Annotated in this window: 12 protein-coding genes; 9 read left to right on the top strand and 3 right to left on the bottom strand. The window is 56.3% G+C overall.

What is annotated here, in order from left to right:
• From tssF to VNX88_16205, 6 genes are all read left to right on the top strand, one after another.
• Nucleotides 1–1,452, top strand: a 1,452-nt coding sequence (gene tssF, locus VNX88_16180; protein ID HWY70207.1) for a type VI secretion system baseplate subunit TssF, incomplete at its 5' end; no start/stop codon positions are given.
• Entirely contained in the window at nt 1,416–2,480 is a 1,065-nt protein-coding gene (tssG, locus tag VNX88_16185; protein ID HWY70208.1) for a type VI secretion system baseplate subunit TssG, read from the top strand. The genes tssF and tssG, both read left to right, overlap by 37 nt.
• A gap of 13 nt (nt 2,481–2,493) precedes the next feature.
• Nucleotides 2,494–5,232 (top strand): type VI secretion system ATPase TssH, encoded by a 2,739-nt coding sequence (tssH, locus tag VNX88_16190; GenBank protein HWY70209.1) that lies wholly within the window; start codon nt 2,494–2,496, stop codon nt 5,230–5,232.
• Between the two features lie 11 nt (nt 5,233–5,243).
• Entirely contained in the window at nt 5,244–7,400 is a 2,157-nt protein-coding gene (gene tssI / locus VNX88_16195; GenBank protein ID HWY70210.1) for a type VI secretion system tip protein TssI/VgrG, read from the top strand.
• Nucleotides 7,401–7,411: 11 nt separating this feature from the next.
• Entirely contained in the window at nt 7,412–8,236 is an 825-nt protein-coding gene (locus tag VNX88_16200; protein ID HWY70211.1) for a protein-glutamine glutaminase family protein, read from the top strand.
• Nucleotides 8,237–8,249: 13 nt separating this feature from the next.
• On the top strand, nt 8,250–8,711 hold the full coding sequence (locus VNX88_16205; GenBank protein ID HWY70212.1) for a hypothetical protein: 462 nt from the start codon (nt 8,250–8,252) through the stop codon (nt 8,709–8,711).
• Nucleotides 8,712–8,735: 24 nt separating this feature from the next.
• On the opposite strand, the gene VNX88_16210 is transcribed toward VNX88_16205, so the two are convergent.
• The 3 genes from VNX88_16210 to VNX88_16220 form a co-directional block, all read right to left on the bottom strand.
• Nucleotides 8,736–10,235 carry a class I SAM-dependent methyltransferase gene (locus VNX88_16210; protein HWY70213.1) on the bottom strand — a complete coding sequence of 500 codons (1,500 nt, stop codon included), beginning with the start codon at nt 10,233–10,235 and terminating at the stop codon, nt 8,736–8,738.
• A 186-nt stretch (nt 10,236–10,421) separates the two neighbouring features.
• Nucleotides 10,422–11,120: a hypothetical protein gene (locus VNX88_16215; GenBank protein ID HWY70214.1), complete on the bottom strand. Its 699-nt coding sequence runs from the start codon at nt 11,118–11,120 to the stop codon at nt 10,422–10,424.
• A gap of 215 nt (nt 11,121–11,335) precedes the next feature.
• Entirely contained in the window at nt 11,336–12,415 is a 1,080-nt protein-coding gene (locus VNX88_16220) for a hypothetical protein (protein ID HWY70215.1), read from the bottom strand.
• Nucleotides 12,416–12,760: 345 nt separating this feature from the next.
• Here VNX88_16220 and VNX88_16225 point away from each other — a divergent pair, with 345 nt between their 5' ends.
• The 3 genes from VNX88_16225 to VNX88_16235 all read left to right on the top strand — a co-directional run bounded on the left by VNX88_16225 (nt 12,761) and on the right by VNX88_16235 (nt 20,736).
• The gene (locus tag VNX88_16225) at nt 12,761–13,453 is read left to right on the top strand and encodes a DotU family type IV/VI secretion system protein (GenBank protein HWY70216.1); all 693 of its coding nucleotides are present in this window, start codon (nt 12,761–12,763) and stop codon (nt 13,451–13,453) included.
• A gap of 21 nt (nt 13,454–13,474) precedes the next feature.
• The gene (locus tag VNX88_16230; GenBank protein ID HWY70217.1) at nt 13,475–16,204 is read left to right on the top strand and encodes an ImcF-related family protein; all 2,730 of its coding nucleotides are present in this window, start codon (nt 13,475–13,477) and stop codon (nt 16,202–16,204) included.
• 251 nt (nt 16,205–16,455) lie between these two features.
• Nucleotides 16,456–20,736, top strand: coding sequence for a protein kinase (locus tag VNX88_16235; GenBank protein HWY70218.1), 4,281 nt, complete (start codon nt 16,456–16,458; stop codon nt 20,734–20,736).
• Nucleotides 20,737–21,067: the final 331 nt, after the last annotated feature.

Raw genomic sequence — 21,067 nt, forward strand, 5'->3', positions numbered from 1 at the left:
TTCCGCTCCAGCGAAGGGATGTTTCAGCCCGCAGGTACAGGCACCGCGACCGCCGCTCTAAACGTGCACTTGGAGTGCATGCCGGATGTGTTCTTTCAGAAACTCGAATTGAACTCGCTGCGGTTCTACCTATCAGGCGAGAGCAACATCGTCGGTTCGTTATATGAATTGCTCTTCAATAACTGCATCGCCATCACCGCTCGGGATGCAGAGAAGCCGAACTCCAAGCCGATAGTTCTTTTCGACTCCTCTCTCGGTAGCCCTTCTCCCTTGCGGCAAGTGGGCTTCGGTGAGAACGAAGGAGTTCTTCCTTACACTGGCCGTTCCTTTTTGGGATTTAGACTGTTGCAGGAGTACTTTACCTTTCCCGAGAAGTTCTATTTCTTCGATCTTCAATCGCTGAATACTCTTCGCGAGCAAGGTTTTGGAACAAAGTGCGAACTGGCGTTTCTGTTTTCACGTTTCGAGCGGCCTGAGCGTCACCAGATGCTGGAGCTTGGGGTTTCGCAAAGCACGGTTAAGCTAGGCTGCACGCCAATCATCAATGTCTTCTCGCAGGTTGCCGAGCCGATTCGGGCGGACGGAAGCAAGTTCGAGTATCAGGTGATCGCGGACTTGCACCGTCAGAGCACAACCGAAATCTACTCGATCGACGAGGTAACTGCCCAGGACGCTCGCACCCGCAGCCTGGTCGAATTCCGGCCGTTCTATGCACTGCGGCATGGCGCAAGCGAGAGCGAAGCTGCAAAGTATTGGCACGCTGTGCGCAAAGGCTCGGAACTCCACGAGGACGCCCCCAGCGAAATGTACCTGTCGCTGGTCGATCTGTCGGGGGAACCGCTACACCTCGACTCTGCTGCGATCACGGCGAGATGCACATGCACGAATGGAAGCCTGCCTTCCAAACTCCCTATCGCAGCTCAGAATGGATCGCAAACAGAGAGTTCCGGAGCAGGGGACTTCAACCTCGAAGGATTCTCCGCAGTCAAGAAAGTGTTTGCTCTGCGCCGGCCAACACCAACATACCGTCCGCCTCTCGGCAAAGCGACGCTGTGGCAGTTGATCTCGCACCTCTCGCTGAATTACCTATCGCTCGTGGACCAGGGCAAAGAGGGCTTGCAGGAGATACTCAGGTTGTATAACTTCTCCGACTCGCTGTATCTGCGAAATCAGATCAGCAGCATTACAGACATTCACAGCCGGCGCCATTATGCGCTGGTCACGTCAGATGAAGGCGGTGCGAGTTTCGCGCGCGGCACTCGCGTCGAGGTTGAGTTCGACGAAGTTCAGTTTGCAGGCGAAGGAGTGTTTCTTTTCTGCGCTGTGCTCGAGCGCTTCCTTGGCCACTACGTCTCCATGAACAGTTTTTCTCAGCTCACTGCCTCGAGCAAGCAGAGAAAGGAGGCGATCCGCGAATGGCCACCCCGCTCCGGAAACCAGATCCTGATGTAGAAATTCAGGCCGAACTTTCCGATGAGTCGCTGCAACAACTGCGCGCCAAGCCGTGGAGCGTTTCCTTCTTCCAGGCAGTGCGGTTGCTGCGTCGCGCGTTTCCGCAACGCGGAGCGGTGGGAGAGTTTGTTCCTCCCGCGAATGAACCGGTGCGCTTCCAGGCCAATCCGACTCTAGCGTTTCCTGCCAGCGAAATTCAGTCACTCGATTGGCCTGAGCGAAGAGACGAGCCTGCGCAGATGAAGGTCAATTTCATGGGCCTGTGTTCGCCATCGGGCGTGATGCCAACCCCATATACCGAGTTGATACTCGAGCGCGTCCAAAAGAAGGACAACGGATTCCGCGATTTCCTGGACATCTTCAATCATCGCCTGATTTCGCTCTTCTATCGCGCGTGGGAGAAATATCGTTTCTTTGTTCGCTACGAGCGGCGTGAACCTGACTCGCTTTCTCCTCTCCTCATGAGTTTTGTCGGATTGGGAACGAAGGGATTGGCCGCGCGACAGGAAGTTGGCGACGAGTCGCTGATGTTCTACGCAGGGTTATTGGGACAGCACCCGCGCTCGGCCCTGGCGCTGAAACAGCTTTTGGCTGACTACTTCGACGTGCCCGTTGAAGTAGAGCAGTTTGTAGGCAAGTGGGTTCCTCTAGCTACGCGGGATCAGACCGAATTCAAAGACGCTGAACGAGTGACCGAGCAACTTGGGTACGGAGCAGTTGTTGGCGACGAAGTATGGGATACCCAGTCCACCGTGCGAGTGAAGCTCGGGCCACTCAGCCGCGAGCGCTATCTCGATTTCTTGCCGCGCCCTGGATCGAAGGGCTACGCAGTTCTTGATTCTATTTTGAAGTTCTATTGCGGGACAGAAATCGATTTTGAGGTTCAGCTTATCCTCGATCGTAATGAAGCGCCGGGGTTGGAGCTAAGCGGAGATGCGGATTCGAATCTTCTGTTGGGTTGGACCACCTGGATCAAGAACGTTCCACTCGATCGCGATCCCGGGGAAGCCGTGCTGCAACTGAGTTGAAAGGACTTGAGCTATGAGCATCAATCTGAAGTCGCTGATCGGCAGGTTAAACGACTCGACGCGCGGAACACTTGAAGCCGCTGCCGGACTTTGCCTGAGTCGCACCCACTACGACATTGAGCCTGAGCACTTCTTGCTGAAGCTGCTCGACAAGCCCGACACGGATGTGCCGATGGTGTTGAAACACTTCGGCGTCGATAAGTCAAAGCTCACGGCCGACCTGAACCGCAGTATCGACAAATTTAAGTCGGGTAATGCGCGCACGCCGGCCATCAGTCCTTCTCTTCTGCGCGCGCTCACAGAAGGATGGACCATTGGCTCGCTTAATTACAGCGCAGGACAGGTCCGCTCCGGCTTCGTGCTGCTGGCGTTACTCAGTGAAGACGACCTCTCGCGGCTCATGCGCGAAATCAGTCCGCGCGAGTTCGAGAAGATCAATCTCGAGAGCCTGCGAAAGGATTTCTTTGCCCTGACACAAATGTCATCCGAGACGGCCTCGCCACTCGCGGCTGATGGCGGTATCGCTCAAGCTGCGCCGGGAGCGCCGGCCGGCGGTGGAAAGACTCCTCATCTCGATCAGTACACCACCAATCTCACCGAGAACGCTCGCAAGGGAAAGATCGATCCCGTTCTGGGACGCGATAGTGAGATCAGGCAAATCATTGACATTCTCATGCGCCGCCGTCAGAACAACCCTATTCTTACCGGCGAGGCCGGCGTCGGTAAGACCGCCGTTGTCGAGGGTTTTGCTCTACGCTTGGCGAAAGGCGATGTGCCGCCACCCTTGAAAAAAGTAAATCTTCATTCGCTCGATCTCGCCTTGCTGCAGGCCGGCGCGGGCGTAAAGGGCGAATTTGAAAATCGTTTGAAGGGGCTAATTGAAGAAGTAAAGTCCTCGCCGAGCCCGATCATTCTGTTCATCGACGAGGCCCACACTATGATTGGCGCTGGCGGGCAGGCTGGGCAGAACGACGCTGCCAACCTCTTGAAACCGGCCCTCGCGCGCGGTGAGTTGCGCACCATCGCGGCGACCACGTGGTCCGAGTACAAGAAGTATTTTGAAAAAGATGCGGCGCTCGCACGCAGATTCCAGGTAGTGAAGGTTGAGGAGCCGGAAGAAGATCAGTGCTCAACCATGCTGCGCGGCATCGTCGCGTCGCTGGAAAAGCACCACAATCTGCGGATTCTCGATGAAGCCGTTACCGCGACGGTAAAGCTGTCAAATCGTTATTTAGCCGGCCGGCAGCTTCCGGATAAAGCTGTTAGCGTGCTGGACACGGCCTGTGCTCGGCTTGCCCTGGGTCAAAACGCTACTCCTCCTGCGATCGAAGACGCAGTGCGGAGGCTGGATGATCTTGAGGTGCAGCAACGAATTCTCGAGCGCGAGACAGCGGTCGGCGCAGATCATCAGCAACGCCTGGCCGCAATTGCTGAAGAAAGAACGCAAGTCAGCGCCCGTCTGGATTCCCTGCAATCGCGTTGGGAAAAGGAAACAAATCTCGTCCAAAAGATCCGCGAGATTCGTACTCAGCTTGAAGGAGCTGTTGCTTCAGCGCCGGTTGCACAGGATGGCGGGGCAGCGGCGGCTCCGGCACTTAACCCAGAGGTCAGTACGGAATCTCTAGCCAAACTCGAAGCTGAACTTGAAGCGTTGCAAGGCGACGAGCCGTTGATGAGAGTCTGCGTCGATACGCAAACCGTCAGCGAAGTGATCTCCGGCTGGACGGGTATTCCGGTCGGCAAGATGGTGAGGGATGAGATCGGTTCCGTGCTCGATTTGAGCCAGCAACTGGGGGTTCGCGTGATTGGACAGAATCACGCACTCGACTCCATAGCGCAGCGGATTATCACCAGCCGCGCGAGTCTCGACGATCCCGGCAAACCTGTGGGCGTGTTCCTTCTCGTAGGGCCAAGCGGTGTTGGCAAAACGGAAACCGCTTTGGCGCTTTCCGATCTGCTGTACGGCGGAGAACGGAACCTGATCACAATCAATATGTCGGAGTTTCAGGAAGCGCATACCGTTTCGACGCTCAAGGGATCGCCTCCGGGATATGTCGGTTACGGCGAAGGCGGAGTGCTCACAGAAGCCGTCCGTCGCCGCCCGTATTCCGTAGTGCTGCTTGATGAAGTCGAGAAGGCCCATCCAGACGTTCTTGAGCTCTTCTACCAGGTGTTCGACAAGGGAAATATGGAAGATGGCGAGGGAAGGGAAATCGACTTCAAAAACAACGTCATTCTTCTCACCACGAACGCGTGCACCGACACGTTGATGAAGCTTTGCGCAGATCCCGAAACCATGCCTGGATCCCACGGACTGGTGCAAGCCCTCAAGCCGGAGCTGAACAAGATTTTTAAACCTGCATTCCTCGGGCGCATGATGATTGTTCCTTACTTCCCAGTCCGGGACGAAGCGCTCAAGCGCATCGTCGTGTTGAAGTTGGACAAGATCAGGCGCCGTTTGCAGGAGAATCATGCGGTCGCCCTGCTGTACGACGACACGTTGGTGAGCGAGATTGCGAAGCGGTGCACTGAAGTCGAAAGCGGCGCGCGCAATATCGACAATATCCTGAGCAATACGCTGCTGCCGGAAATCTCGCGCGAGCTACTGGGACGTATGGCGGAAGGTCTTGAACTCGAATCGGTGACAGTTGGCATTGGAGCGGATGGCAAGTTCACTTACAGCTGGGGAAGCGGACGTGTCGAAGTCTCGACCGCGGAAGTTCCAGCACGAACTGAGCAGCCTGCCGCGTAAGTGGGAGATAAATGGCAACGCCACAGCTGAAACAGAAGGGGCGTCTACTCGAGGTGAAGACCCAACTCAAGGGGCCTTACTCGACGGATGCGCTGGTCATCAACGGTCTCTCCGGATCGGAGGCGGTGTCGAGCCTCTTCTGTTTCAAAGTGGAACTTCTTGCCGAGGCGCTCCCCGAGGTTGACGTGCTCGACCTGAATGGTAAAGCGGTCAGTGTGAGCATGCAAACCGGCGACGGAGTGCGCTATTTCAACGGGATCATCAGAAGAATTGCTCGCGGAAGGGGTGAGCGGGCAGATCGCGGCCGTGGCTTTCGGCACTACCATGCGGAAGTAGTTCCTTGGATGTGGCTGCTTACGCAACGCGCGGGATGCCGCATCTTTCAGGACCTCACCGTCCCCGAGATCATCAAAAAGATCTTCGAGGAGTATAAGGGCGCCTTTAGCGATGTGGTCAAGTACGACGACGCCACGACTCCCGATCGTCATCTACCGCTGGATTACTGCGTTCAATATCGCGAGACCGACTTCAATTTCGTCTCGCGGCTCATGGAGCAGGAAGGCATCTGTTACTACTTCGAGCACGATGATCAGGGCCACAAGCTGATATTCAGCGACACGCAAACGTCCTTTATTCCCATAAGCGGTAAGAGCACCATACTGTTCGAGCCAGATCAAGGTTACGGTGAACGCGAGGACGTGATCTCGGATTGGGAGCACGCCTGGAATCTAAAGCCGGGCAAGTACGTGATGAGAGATCATCATTTCGAACTCCCCGCCGACCCGTTGGAGGTGATTGAGAAGGACGGTTTCCTCGAGATGTATGACTATCCCGGCGAGTTCACAGCACGTTTCAACAAACCTGGGGATCGCTTGGACAAGGTGAAACAGGAGGGTGAGAAATTGGTAAGAGTCCGCTTTGAGGAAGAACTGCAGGGCGGATTTAGCTATGGGGGGAGTTCAACTTGTCGAAATTTCTGTGCGGGCCGCACCTTCAAGCGGGACGACCCTTCAGACCGTTTGTCGATGGACACTTTTATTCTTCTCTCAGTGAATTTTTCCGCCGCGCAGACTCCCGATTACATCTCCGGAGGCCAGACTTCCGGCAATCCCTATCACAATAGTTTTGCCTGCATGCCTTTTGCGGGAGCCTATGGCAGCGCAATTCGGCCAAAGCGCTTTACGCCGAAGCCCATCATCGCCGGGCCGCAGACCGCGACAGTAACGGTTAAGAAGGGTGAAGACAGTTGGCTCGACAAGTTTGGACGTGTGCGGGTGAAGTTTCATTGGGACCGGGACCCGAATAACGATGAGACCTGTTCGTGTTGGGTGCGTGTTTCGCAACCTTGGGCCGGCACCAACTGGGGAGCGCACTTTTGGCCGCGCGTCGGCCAGGAGGTTGTGATCGAGTTTCTCGAAGGCGATCCCGATCGTCCGATCATAACCGGGTCCGTCTACAACCCTGCGAATATGCCGCCATATAAGCTGCCCGACAACTACACGCGCAGCGGCATCATCACGCGCAGCTCAAAGGATGGCGCCAGCAAGAATTTTAACGAGCTTCGATTCGAAGACAAGAAGGACCACGAACAATTATTTATGAATGCCGAACGCGACATGGATCAGCGCGTCGAGCATGATATGCGCGAGTTTGTAGCCTGCAACCAACACTTGATCGTTGGCGCCTCACAGTTCCAGGCGATTGGCGGGGAAAAGCACGAGCATGTGAAGAAGGACCACATGGAGAAGATTGATGGAGATGCCTCGCGAACCGTAGTCGGCGAGCACATGGAGAAAGTCTCAAAGGACTTTTCTCTTGCTATCGACGGTGATCGCAAGGAAAACGTCAAGGGGAAGATTTCGGTCCAGGCTCTCAATCGCCACGAGAAAATCAACCAGAGTTACGCGCTTGAAGCGGCACAAGAGATCCATCTCAAGTCCAATTTGAACGTCGTGATTGAAGGAGGAGTACAGCTCACGATCAAGGTGGGCGGCAATTTCGTCAGCATTAGTCCGGCAGGAGTCACGATTCAGGGAACAATGGTTTTAATCAACAGCGGTGGCGCGGCAGGCTCGGGTGGTGGTTCATCACCGTCGGACCCGAAGGCTCCGAAGGATGTAAAGGGTCCGCAGACCGCTGATGACGGATCGAAGGGCGGAGCTCTCTAAGGGAATTATCTATGCCTCCAGCAGCACGAGTCACCGACATGCATACTTGCCCGATGGTGACTGGCGTAGTGCCGCACGTCGGTGGGCCAATTCTGCCACCCTGTGCTCCGACTGTCTTGATCGGCATGCTTCCGGCAGCTCGAGTCACCGACATGGCCACATGTGTTGGTCCGCCAGATGTGATTGTGAAGGGCTCGCCAACGGTGTTGATCGGGAATTTGCTCGCTGCTCGCATGGGCGACATGACAGCTCACGGTGGAATAATCATCCTCGGCTGCCCGACTGTGATCATTGGTGAGGCCGGCGGCGGACCTCCTTCGGCCCCAATTCCAGCGGTTTCGGCACCGTTAGTCTTTGCGCTCATGGCCGGGGAGCCAGACATCGCGTTCAAGTTTCCGGTGGACGGTTGTTACGCGCGCGCTCATCTTATGGTACAGCGCATGCAGAATATGGGTCTCAAACCGGGGAAGGTGTGGACATTTTCCAGCGATCCGGCGAATGATCCATTATGGGTCGACACTCCGAACCATCCAGATGGCAAGGTTGAGTGGGGCTATCACGTGGCGCCAACCATTCCAGTGGAGAATGAAGACGGCACGATGCAGGATATGGTTGTCGATCCCTCGATGTTCGACCATCCAGTTACGATAGAAGAGTGGAAGGACGCCCAACACGATCATCCATATGTGAAGCAAACGGCCCCAGGAGAACCTCCCATTCCGTCTCGCGGTGGTTCGGGATATTGGCCATCAAGCGATCCGCCTGAGGGTGCAGACGAGAACGCCAAAGAGACCATGGAAGAATACAAACGCTATGAAGGTACTCGCGGTCCTTAGTTAACGGAGCCTCATGATGCCGGATTTGATGTTGGCGATGATAAAGCTGGTCATCGTTGTTGGAATTCAGAAGACCGATTCTGGATCTGTGATTCGTTTCGAACAGAACGAGTCGGCGAATCTACCGAGCAGCAACTCCGATTATCCTTATTATCTGAAGCTTGCCGAAAGAAGCTTGGAGAGAAAACATCCAGTGGGGGTTGGGCTCAAAGGCCACGAAGTGACCGAATTCTCGCGTGCCGAAGCAGATATTGTTTCGCATCTGGTCGATAACCGGCAAAAGAATCGGCTGGAGGTTGGCTTTCAGGGGCACGATGGACTGTTCTCATTGCACCATAACCATCCAGAGTTCGGCCGAATCGTCGATGCGCTTAAGGTTTCTTTAAAGGAAAAGAAACAGATTTGGTTTGTTGCCAAGAAGCCGCTGCTTGCTCTGCAAGACGCCAAATTTCTGGCGCCACCTTCGCCTCGGTAGCCCGGATGCGTAGCAACACCTTACTTATTGCTGGATGGCTGCGTAGCCACCTGAGACCAGCAGCCGGAGAATCTCTGCAAACTGGCTGAATGATGTCCCCGGTTCGAACATCTCCTTCACCCTAAACATCTCGAACAGTTCCTCGCCGGACCGACTACCGTCACACGCTGCGAGCAATTCGAGCGTCCAACCGGGTGCCTCGAGTTCCATCTTGAATGGCTCGTCAATCAGCAGGTGCTGCTTTTCCAGCGCCCAATTGCACTCCCGGAGGACATAAGCGGCGTTCAAACGGCACTCAGATGCCTTTAAGCGCGCCGTGCGAAGCATGTCCACATCCTGACCTCGCGCTACTGTACGCTCCCATTCCAGGACTGATTCAATGTCCTTTAGTCCGAAGCTCTTTCCAGCGGTGCGTCGGGTCGTAAATCCAGCGCGATTTTCGCCGTGGCGGTAGATAAACATGCCACCGAAGACGAAGCTGACGATCTTCAGCAGCTTCAAGACCTCCTTCCAGCGCTGCACCTGCTCCAATGAGCCTTTCCCGCGAATAACGTCATTCAGTGCCTGGACAGCCGGTTCCATCTCGCTACGCACAAATAAACCGATGTCGAATTCGCTGGACTTTTCACCTAACCACTTTCGGATTCGCTCCTCAAAGGGTTCGTTCAAGCGGTCCGTGCCCAGCGAAACGCAGATAAACAAGCCCTTTTCCTCGAGGTAATTGGGCAAGTCCTGCACCATGCGGCGTGTAATTTGCTCGCCGTCCTGCCCACCGTCGTAGAAAACGTACTTGGGTTCCAATACGGGAACGTACGGAGGATGCGCCACGATGCGGTCGAATTTGCGACCCTTTGCAGGGGAATAAAGATCACCTTGGGCATTGGTTACGTTCGGAATCCCATTCAGGCGGCGGTTGAATTCTGCGAAATGCACGCTGCGAGCGGCGATATCGAACGCCCAGGCATGCTCAGCTCCGTATCGTGTCGCTAAGAGAGCTGCGATGCCCGTCCCGGCGCAGAGTTCGAGGAATCTCTTGCAGGGCGTTGAAGGAATTGAAGACAGAAATCCGCGCGTTGTGCCCAGGATGGCCGGATATACGACGTCGGGCGGTGGTTGAAACGGTTTTCCATCGATCCCACACCAGCGGTCGGAGACGATGTAGAGACCAGTTGTCGCATACATTGCGACATTCGCTGCGAAGCGCCCGTTTTCCACTCCTGCGAGCCCCAAATCTGCCAGTAAATCCACCAATTCCTGCCCCAAAAGGCCGTGAAGTTCTGCTTGATCGAAGCTCCTTCCTTGCAGAAACAATCCGGCAAGCACAGCAAATGAAGGCGAGTCCTGAATTGCACGCGCCTCCACTTCAAACTGGGCTTCCCCTACATGATGCATGCGAAAATGGCCTTCCATGTTTTCTTGCACATATCCCATCTGTGAAAGCAGCTCCCGTAATCGCGAAAAATGCTGTTCGGTTCCGAAGCGAATGGGATAAGTCTCTAGCTGTAATTGAGGAATTGCACTCATAGAAGTGTGTGTTGGAGGGGGAAACGCGCGCAAGCGTAGCACAAAACTACGGAGCCATTAAGGCAAATTTGTTCGCAGCCTTTTGTGAAAGAAGCAGGCTTAGAACTATTTGCAGAGGGGTTGAGGGCAGTCAAGAAACGTCAGGGGCGATTTCCGCCCCTGAAAATTCCGTCTTAGAGCACCTTTCTAACGAGGGGTGCTGTAGTCGCGCGGTGGATTGTTGTTATCCTGCGGCTGATTGTTATAGTCGCGATTGTCCTGCGGCAATTGGCGGCCGTGGCCTTGATATCCGGTGTATCCATTCATCCGAACAGACTGATTCAGGCGGTAGTTCAATTCGGTCTCCGCCGGGATATTGAGTTCCTTGCCGCGAGTCAATACCTGCGCTCCGGCTCCCGCCGCCCCGCCTACGATCGCGCCGATGGCAGCACCTTTGCCGCCGCCAGCCAGCGCGCCGAGCAGCGTACCTGCCAGAGCGCCCCCGCCAACATATGCACCCGTGCGCTTGTTCATTCCCAAACCGCCGCGCTTGGTGCTGCCAGCGGCGCTAGTGCCTTCGGTGTCCATCCGGTAAGTGCGCCCATTCACTTCGATCGAACGCAAATCAAGGGTTAGGTCATCGGGCTTGTCGCTGGCTTGAGCCACGGCAAGCTGTGCGCGCGCACCGCGCGGGATGACAACGTTGCCGTTAGCATTGGTAATGTCACGAGAGATGGTTCCGGGGAATTGTGCGCCCGGAGAGACATTTCCACTCTTTGCATTGATGTCTTGATCGACGCGGACGTGCACTTCAGTGCCCGCCGGCAGCGTCGTCGATTGCGCGAACGCTCCAAAACTGAACAAGAGCATGGCGCAGAGTCCAACACGAGATGCGATTCTTCGCATGAAATTCCTCCTCAGATCCTCAGCAGACACTGGTCTCGTCTGTCTCTCTAGAGATGCAATAGAGCGCTGCCGAGTGCGCTGAGGGGAGTTGCGCACGTGAGCTGGAGGAGCAGCTCTGCTTCCTTCCGGAGCATTCGGTTTGGATAAAGAAGCCTGGGAACCTCGGCTACTCAGAAGGATCGATGCTGGAATGTGCGTATCGCGAAAGGGGCTATCTACTTTTTGACGGCGAAAAACACAATAAGAAGGATAGCCAAAAGAAACAGCAGATTTAGCACCAGGATCAACGGCATGTACTGGGACAACTTCGAAGGTTCCGCAACCGGAAGGTCAGGTGGTCTCGCCATCGGTGGGAGAGTGGTATTAGGCGGGGCCCATGGCTGCATGGTTTGAGTTGCAGATCTCTGACTCTGCGCGGAGCTTGCCGACCATATCTGGGTTGCCATTCCTGCGGGCAGCGAAGGCGCCGCCGGTTGTGGTGCGGGCCACGCATTCTGATTTGGGCTGGCAGGGACAGCCGCGGCGAATTTCTCTTGCAGAGCGCGCAATTCTGATCCCTTTACGATTCGGGTGAAATCACTTGGACCAGTCGCCGGAGGTGTTGCGGGAGCTGGATTTTCCGCTGGATGTGGAATAGATATTGGCGGTGCGGTCGGATTCTGCCCCGAAGGTGGCGCCGCGGATTGCGGCAGAGTTACTGAGTCCTGCACATGGAAGATACGCGTGAACTTCGCTGTGGGTGCAGGTTCCACGGTGCCGGACGCTCCACTGTTTGAGCCAAACACGCTTGCAAAGTCGTCGTTCTGTTTTGCTCCTTGAGCCAGCGTGCCAGGCTTGAGTGCCTCTTTAGGAAGAGATATTGCAAACATTGGACCGTCAGATGTCGGCGAACCTTCGGCTGCTGGCTTTCTCACGAAGAGTTGCGTCGCTTCAGACCAAGCGACATTATCGAGATCGCCTGGCTTTCTCTCTTCACCCGGCTTGGGAATATTCGCAAAGACGTTCACGTTCAGAGCGATCGTCATCGCATCTTGTGATGGAATATCGCCGCCCTTATCGGGACTCGGGGAATTATTCGCAGCCTTCGGTGTAGGCAGAGGTTCAATAGGCAGACGTTCAGGGATTGGATTCCTGAAAATAAACCGATCCGAATCCGTACGGATACCAAGTACGTCTGAATCGCTCGGCAATTTCTGGGTTGGGGCGTGTATCGACGAGGCATCCTGCTCCGAACTCTTCTGCGCTTTGCCAAAAACTCGTTCGAATTCCCGCTCTGCGTCTTCGCGCTCGCCCATTCTGATGTCTCCGGAGATAGGCAGTTAGCTTACCCCGAGAAAGGCGCTCAGTAAACATGTTCTTCTTGACTTTGGCGACATTCGTGCATACGATTCGTTTCCCATAACACCTGCTAGTTCATTCTTCCGTTTGGCCTAAAGGTCAACAAAATCAGGAGCAAGTCGCGGGAGTCCCAGAGAACTCGGGTGCGGTTTGATGGTGCTCTTGATGCGAACATTGTCCCCGGAACCTGGTCCCATTAATCCGCCGAAGCATTGTTCCGAGATTGTTGATCGATTCACACTTCCTTTCCTGAGTTTGCAGAAAGTCTTAGGACCAACGGGGATATTCAGGAGCAGATCCTAATGCCCGCCAAGCAAATCAGCGCGCGAAAGACGAACCTAGCTTTTTGCTTCCAGGAGCTTCTCACCGCCACCGTGAGGCTTCGCTTTAATCGGCAGTCTGCGCCTAAGCCAGATGTCTTCCGCGCCCACATGCGCGAAGCGTATCGCCTGGCTACGCAGGAGGCGGAGAGCAGCGGTTATCAGTCTGACTATGTGAACATCGCCGGACACGCAGTGATGGCCTTCCTGGATGAAACAGTCGCGATCTCGCAGAACACCGCTTTTTCCAGCTGGTGGATTTCGCCGCTGACGAAGGAACTCTTTCCGGAGGCTCCGGCAGATGCCTTCTACCGGGATCTCGAGGGTCTTCTCTCAACTATCGATTCGGTAGAAGTTGGAGACACAATTGAGGTTATGTATCTCTGTCTCCTACTGGGTTATCGCGGCGTCTTGACGAGTGATCGGTCGGGAGAGCTGTCGGATTTTCTCGACAAGATCAGCGCGAAGATGCTGCACATCCGCGGTGTTCGTGGATCACTCGTACCCGACTGGGGCGTGCCCCCTGAGCCGATTGAGCCTCTCCCCATTGGCGGAGCGCGTCGATTGGGTATCGCTGCGATAGCCATATCAGCGGCGATTTGCGTGATCGCTTTTGTAGCCAGCAAGTTCGCTTTGCTTTCCGGTGTGGCGGATATACGTTCGTTGGTGCGGTAAGGAATCACAGAAGGGAATTCGATGTTGACCAATGTCATTACGACTGCCGCGCTGATTCTTTACCTGTTGCTGGCTTGGTTTGTCGGTTCTCTCATGGGGCTCACTGGCACGCGGGTATGGGTTTTGCGCGCTGGGCTTTCCCTTATCGGGATTGTCGCTGCTGGAACGTTCCTGTGGTTCCGGCGCCGCCTGACGCAGGATGCGCTGCTGCGCGGCGCAAACGCTGCATATTTCCTTGATGTGGACAGACTGCTCAACGAGGCAGAGGGCAAGCTGAAGGCAGCGAAGGCGGGAAAGCTTGCAACTTTCCCGATCGTGTACGTGTTAGGCGAATCGAATACTGCAAAGACCACAACCATCCAGCACGGCGGACTTCATCCCGAACTGCTAGCTGGGGAGCCGGAGCGAGTTGGTCAAATTGAGTCCACAGCCAGCATTAATGTCTGGGCCGCGGGTGGAGCGATCTTCATCGAGGCCGGAGGCAAGATCTCCACGGACTCGCAATTGTGGACATATCTGCTGCGCAGGACGCAACCGGCAGAACTTTCCACTTCGGGACTGCCACCACGCGCTTTAGTCATTTGTTGCGACTGCGAGCGACTCAAATCGAAAGACTCTGCGATCGCCTCCGGCCGCCGGCTTTCTGAACGCTTGCGCGACGTCGAAGACACTCTGGGCTCTTCTTTCCCGGTCTACGTGCTCTTTACCAAGCTGGACCAGATTGCCCACTTCGCCGAGTTTGCCCGCGCCCTTTCGCAGGAAGAAGCTGCACAAGTGCTGGGTGTAACTCTGGCGCGCGAGAAAGTTGGTGAGGCTCTATTTGTTGGAGATGAAGAAGCTTTGGTCAACAAGGCATTCGATGAGCTCACCTTTGCGCTCGCAGAAAAGCGCCTGGAGTTCCTGCGTCGCGAGCTTCTCCCGGAGAAGCTGCCATCGCTATATGAGTTTCCTCGTGAGATTCGCAAGCTCCGAGATGCCGTCGCGCACTTTCTAGTTGAGGTTTCGCGTCCCGTGAATGCGGACGCAGCCTGCTTCCTCCGTGGCTTCTACTTTTCCGGAGTACGGGCCGTGCTTATCTCCGAGACGGTCACGCCTCCGAAGGTGTCCGCTGCCGCAGCGTCTGTTGCCGCAGCTACGCGCATGTTTAACCTGGAAGAGCTCAACGCGCTGACCAAGCCATCCGGTCCGGCAGTACAGGCTCGCAAGGTTCCCGAGTGGAGCTTCGTCTCGCGATTGTTCACCGAGGTCATCCTTCGTGATGACTCGGCATTGAAGATCGGGCAGCAGAGCCGAGTTCGCAGCCGTGCCGGAGCGGTGCTCATGTTTGCCGTTGCAGCCGGTCTGCTGTTTGTAGCTGGGCTGTTTGGTTTTTCGTTTTTGCAAAACCGCAATCTGCAGAACGACGTGCTCGCGGCGTCGCGTGCTCTTTCGGGAAGTCCCGAACTTTCGGCCGGACAGTTGGCGACTGTGGATCAACTGCGCCAGCTGGAGCGCTTGCGCTCTTCGCTAAGTGCCATCGAAAACTCAGAGCGGAACGGTCTTCCGCTGTATCGGCACCTGGGGTTGTACACAGGCGAACAGATCAAGGCTGATGCTCTACGAATCTACTTCGCGAATTTCAACAAGCTCTTGCTGCATCCTACCGAGCTGTCATTGACCGATCAGCTCAATCATCTTTCTCCGGCTTCGGGAGACGATTTCGGAGAGGCCTACAAGAAACTCAAAGCGTACCTGATCACGACCGTGAATCCGGAGAAGAGCACAGCAGACTTTCTGGCTCCCGCGCTTGCCAAGATCTGGGCCGCCGGAAATGCTCAGGACCCAGAGCTTCAGTCGCTAGCGCAAGCTCAGTTCGAGTTTTATAGCGGGCATCTCCCGGCCTCGAATCCGCTGCCGCAAGAAGCAGACAACGCCGCGGTCCTTCACGCCCGAGGCTACCTGAAGCAATTCAATGGCATGGAACGCATCTACCAGGGCATGCTGGTGGAAGCTGCGAAGAACAATCCCGAAATGGATTTCAACCGCCGCTATGCCGGTTCAGCCCAGGTAGTGATCGATCCTCACGTAGTTCCCGGCGCCTTCACGCGCGGTGGACTCACCGTGATGAAAGAGGCTCTCAGCAACCCTGACAGGTTCTACGGCGCGGAGGAATGGGTGCTCGGAGAAGCCAGCGCGCTGAGCGAATCAAAGGAGGAGTTGGGGGAAAAGCTCAGCGACCGCTATACAAAGGATTATCTGAATCAATGGCGCGATTTCCTCAAGGCGGCAACGGTGTTGCGTTTTTCTGGAGTCAATGATGCGACCAATAAGCTGCGCCTGCTGTCAGGCAACCGATCCCCGCTCATGCAGCTCTTCTGGGTAGCAGCGGTAAACACCAAGGTCGATCTCCCAGGTGCAGCCAAGTCTTTTGACGCGGTGCAGCGCGTGGCTAATGGAGCCACGGAAGATCACCCCATCGGAGCCGGGGTACAGTCGTATCTGACCTCGCTGAATGGCCTGCAGGGAAACCTATATGCGCTGGCTGCCGCTCCCGAAGGGACCGACCTGACGAGCGCCTTGAATTCCGCCTTGTTAGCCGCGGGGGCCGCTCGCAGCACTGTGGGCCAGGTAGCGCAGGGATTCCTGATCGATCCGGACGGTCATGTGGATTCGCAGGTGCGCAAACTGATGGAAGACCCAATTTCAGCCGCCGAAGCGTTAGTCCGCAGGATGGCGATGGCTCAGAGGGCGGCAGCAAATCCTCAGAGGTAATGCGCATTCGGTTACCTTCCGCCCCAAGGCAGATTCGAAAGATTCTCCTCCGTTCCCGGCTCTGTGTCATCCTCGCCATCGTACTCATTTCAGGAACTCGGTCTGTTTACCGAAAACTAACGTTTGTCTCTGAATTTTCTTGATTTCGGCAGTTTTGGATGATAGTTCTAACGCTTCCCCCTTGCTGCTGCTTCCGGAGCATATCCCTGTTATGTCAGAGTTCCTGAAAGGTTAACTGCAGCCATATCCCGATGTCACCGGAGCTTCTGACCAAGATCGGCGAATTCGAGCTTAAGGAAAAGCTCGGACAAGGCGGCTACGGAGCCGTTTACAAAGCCCGCGACTCTCTGGGACGCGATGTCGCCATCAAAATCCTGACCGGCTTCGGCGACGACGCCACCACGATCAACGTCTTCAAGAAGGAAGCCGCGACTCTCGCAAAGCTGCAGCACGCAAACATCGTTACGGTGTACCAGTTCGGCGTGGACAACACGAAACCGTACCTGGCGATGGAGTACCTCCAAGGTCAACCGCTCAGCGCAATTATCAAGACGCGCCGCGAGCTGCACATGGTCGAGAAGCTCGACATCATCATCCAGGGCACAGAAGGGCTCAAGCACGCTCACGAGAACAATGTCATCCACCGTGACATCAAGCCGCACAACCTGATGGTGGTGGAGAACGCGGAAAAGTCGCGGGTTGTAAAGCTCATCGACTTCGGTATCGCCCAGGGCGAAGCCAGCAAATCCCAAAGCCAGTCCATCGCGGGCAGCTTACCCTACATGTCGCCCGAGCACTTCGTGCAGCGGCGGACGCCGTGGTGCGACGTCTTCTCGATGGGCGTGGTTCTCTACGAGTTACTGACCGGCGGCATCGTGCCCTACGCCTCCGATCGCGATGAGCTGCCGGTAGCCTACGGCAAGCTGATGAGCCAGGATCCGGCTCTGCCGCTCAGTCATCACGTACCGAATCTTCCCCCCGGCCTGGAAGAGGTGGTAGCGAAGGCGATCTGCAAACAAAAGCTCAGCGGATACGAGACGGCGGAAGAATTTCTGTTCGAACTCTCCCGCGTCCAAGACTCGGTCAAGTCACAATTCGTGACCGAACGCCTCGCCGAAGTCGATGCTGCGATCAAGCGGCAGGATGCGACGGCCGCTTATGAGCTGTGCAACGGCATCCTGCGCGTCGATCCCAAGAACACTCCGGCCAACCGCAAGAAATTTGAACTCAGAAAGCTGCTTGAGGAGAGCAAGAGGAACCAGAAGCTGCGCGACATGTGCGTTCGCGCCGAAGGGGCCATCCAGGAGAAAAAGTTCGACGAGGCCTACCGGCAGTTGGAAGAGGCCCGCCAGATCGATCCCGGCAGCCCGACTGTTGCCCAGCTCCAGCAGAAGCTAGCCGACATCCGCCGCGTGCAGGCCCGCATCGACGAGTTGGTTCGAGCAGCGCAACAGGCCCAGATCAGCGGGAATCTCGATCAGGCAAGCACCGCGATCAGGGAAGCGGCCTCGCTCGATCGCAGCAACACCGAGGTCCTTCGCTTCCAGGCAGAAATTGATCGCAGATGTGCGCAGGAGCACAACCTCGTCGAGCAGGCGCGCTCCCTCGTGCACGAACAACGCTTCCGCGAGGCCTCGACCGTAATCCGCGAGCTGGAGAGCATGGCCCCGCGTTCTGAGCGGGTCCTGGCGCTCAAGGAACTCGCGACTCGCGAATACCGCGAATACGTTCGGCGCACCGAGATTGCCGCTTACCTAAACGAAGCGCAGCAGCTGGCCGTACCGGGCACTTTGCAACAAGCGCGCAGCAAGCTGGACGAAGCCATCTCCAAGTATCCCGACGAGCGCTCCTTGCTCGAGCTTCGTGCCACGGTCGAGAAGCAACAGGAAGAATTCGCTCGCCGCCAGTTCGTGGAAGAGAAGACACGTGCCGGCGAGCAGGCGATCCAATCCAGGAATTATGCGGACGCGATCGCGATCCTCGAGCAGGCCCGCCTCCGCGTTCCCGATCCGAAACTCGAAACGCTGCTCGCGAAAGCCAAAGAAAAGGCGCAGGAGCAGGCAGCCGAGAAGCGCCTCGAGCAATATCTGAAGAGCGCCAAGACCAGTTTGGGACGAGGCGACGCCGCCTCTGCCGTAGTCACGCTGGAGATGGCGCAGAGCGAATTCGGCGCTACCGACCAAAACATTCTCGCTCTCCTGACCGAAGCCCGAAACGCCGCCGAGCGCCAAACGCGAGAAGCCGCCGAACGCGAAGAGGCCCGCAAGGCCACCGAACGCGAGGCGCTCCGCCAGGCCGCCGAGCGGGAAGAGATCCATGCTGCCGTCGCTGATGCGATGGCCGCAGCCCAGCACGGAGACTTCGAAGCTGGCCTCAGGCTGATTGAGGAAAACGCCGGCAAGTTTGGAATGCGCGCCGAGCTATCCAAGGCCGCAAATCAGATCAAGTCCGCCCGAACCGCCGACGTAACCGCGCACATCGAGACGCTGCTTGCCGAGGCCAACAAGGAAGCCGAAGCGAACAGCTATCAGGGCGCGCTTGATGCGATCGAGCGAGCGAAGACCTTTATCGAGTTTGCTTCGCCTTCAGCAGTTGCGAAGCTGAAAACTACCGAGCAGCAGATTCGCAGAGCTCAGCAGGAGCAGGAGAACTCCGCGACCCGAATCTTCAAGAGCTCTTCTGCCGTTCAAGAGCCCGTCGCGCCTCCTGAAGCGGCGCCTTCTGGATACGACGCCGACTCCGCCACCATTCGCAATTACGATTCTGACTCCGCCACGATTCGGACGTCGCCCTCCGGATCGGCCGCTGCTCCAGCAAGAGCGCCGGAGCACGAGCCAGAGCAGGAAACCCGAAGGCTGGAACAGCCTCCGCGCGCGCGTACAGCGCCTCGTGCAGTTCCGATTGAACCGGTTGCTCCTCCGCCGCCGCAACCAAAGAAATGGCTGATTCCGGCCGTTGGAACAGCAATCGTCGTAGTCGCCGCGCTGATCGGATACTTAGTCTTCGGTGGGAGTTCCGCGATGGAAGTCCGCTTCGAAGCCACTCCCGCAGGAACCGACATCTTCGTGGACGGTAAGCACTGCGCAGCTCCTTGCACAGCAAAACTGAAGGCCGGCAAGTATGCGGTGGAAGCCACCCACGACCAGTACGCAACGCTGAAGAAAGAGATCGACGTTACCAAGCCCTACACCGAAAGTCTGACGCTGACGACAGCAACCGCTGGAACAGGAGCGCGCCCAGCATCAGTCGGTACGCTTGCCCTGGCGATCAACGTCGATGGCGCCGACATTTTTGTCGATGGCCAATTGAAGGACCGTGCAAGGGGTAAGAATGCCAAAGTCAGTGTGGCCTCCGGCAGCCACCAGATTCGCGTCGAGAAGTCGGGTTACGAGCCCACGACTCTACCAGTTGAGATTGCCGAGGGTTCCGAATCGGCACTATCGTTTTCCCTGCAGAAGGGCACTGGCGCCGTAGCGGAAACGACGTATCTGATCGTCAGCTCCGTTCCCAATGCGGCACTCGTAGTCGATGGCAAGCCAGCGGGCGCAGTGCAGGCCGACGGAAAGGCTTCAGTAACGGTCGATCCCGGCAAACACCAGATCCAGGTAAGCCTTGACGGATACGAGAGTGCCTCGAAGAATGTGAATGCCAAAGCGGGCGACCGAGTGAACGTGGCTCTTAATCTAAAGGCGATTGCCAAACCGGTACCTGCGATCGCATCCTTCGCGGCCGATTCGCTCAACCTCCAGGCTGGTCAGTCAACCACGCTGAAATGGGAAGCGCAGAACGCGACTGAGGTCACGCTCGATGGAGAAACCATCTCCGGAGGCAAGGGATCGAAGACGGTCAGTCCGAACTCAACCATCACCTACACGCTGATCGCTCGAGGCCCTGGAGGCCAATCCGCCCCGAAGACGCTCAAAGTTAACGTTGCCGCTGCCGCCGTCACGGCCAAGGTCCCGTCGATCGGCAGCTTCGACGGTCCGGACAAGATCAAGCCCGGCGAGCGTGCCAAGTTGATCTGGCAAACCGAGAATGCCGACAGCGTGACCATTGATCCGGAAGTAGGCGCGGTGAAGACCAGCGGATCAGTCTATGTCACACCCAGCAAGGACACGAAGTACACGCTGATTGCCAAGAGCGCAGCCGGTACGAAGACGCAGGATCTGACCGTGACGATAGAAGCGCCGAAGGTAGAAGCGAAAGCTGCCGGTCCAGCACCATCCGCTGGAGCCGACGATGTCCAGGTCATCAAAGACCTTCTCGAGCACCGCTGGAAGAGTGCCTTCGAGTCGAATAACGCAGACTCCGCCAAGGTGCTTTGGCCCAGCATTCCTAAACCGGTTCAGGAGGCCATCAAGGGCGCCCGCGGCATCATGCTCGATTTGAACTGCAATCCTGTCGTCAGCGTTGACACCGCCAAAGCCGGTTGCAGCCAGACAGTTACCGCAAACGGAAAACCCATGCGGAGTTCCGTAACCTTCACCCTCAGCAAGAGCAACGGAACCTGGCTGATCCAAAACAGCAAGTAATGCACCCCCAATCCCCAGTAAAACTCCCAGTAATCGAAGGTGTACTAGCGAGTTTCATAGAACTGCATAACTATTACTCTTATAGTTAGCTTAGGCTGCAAGATAGTTAACTATAAGTGCATCATACAAGCTGAGGGGAAGACCTGAGTTCCAATGTTAAAAACACTAGCGTTAACGCCCATCAAGCGCCTTCCCTCGTTCCTTCCTAAGCTCGCGACACGTCCATAGGTGATTAATTCACAAGCTATTAGTTGTTTGTGGGATGTAATCTTTACGGTTGGCTAAGTTGGATATAGTTTTCCACAAACGAAAGTCCCTGTTTTTTATTGAC

The organism is Terriglobales bacterium (assembly GCA_035567895.1).
Lineage (GTDB): Bacteria > Acidobacteriota > Terriglobia > Terriglobales > Acidobacteriaceae > Gp1-AA112.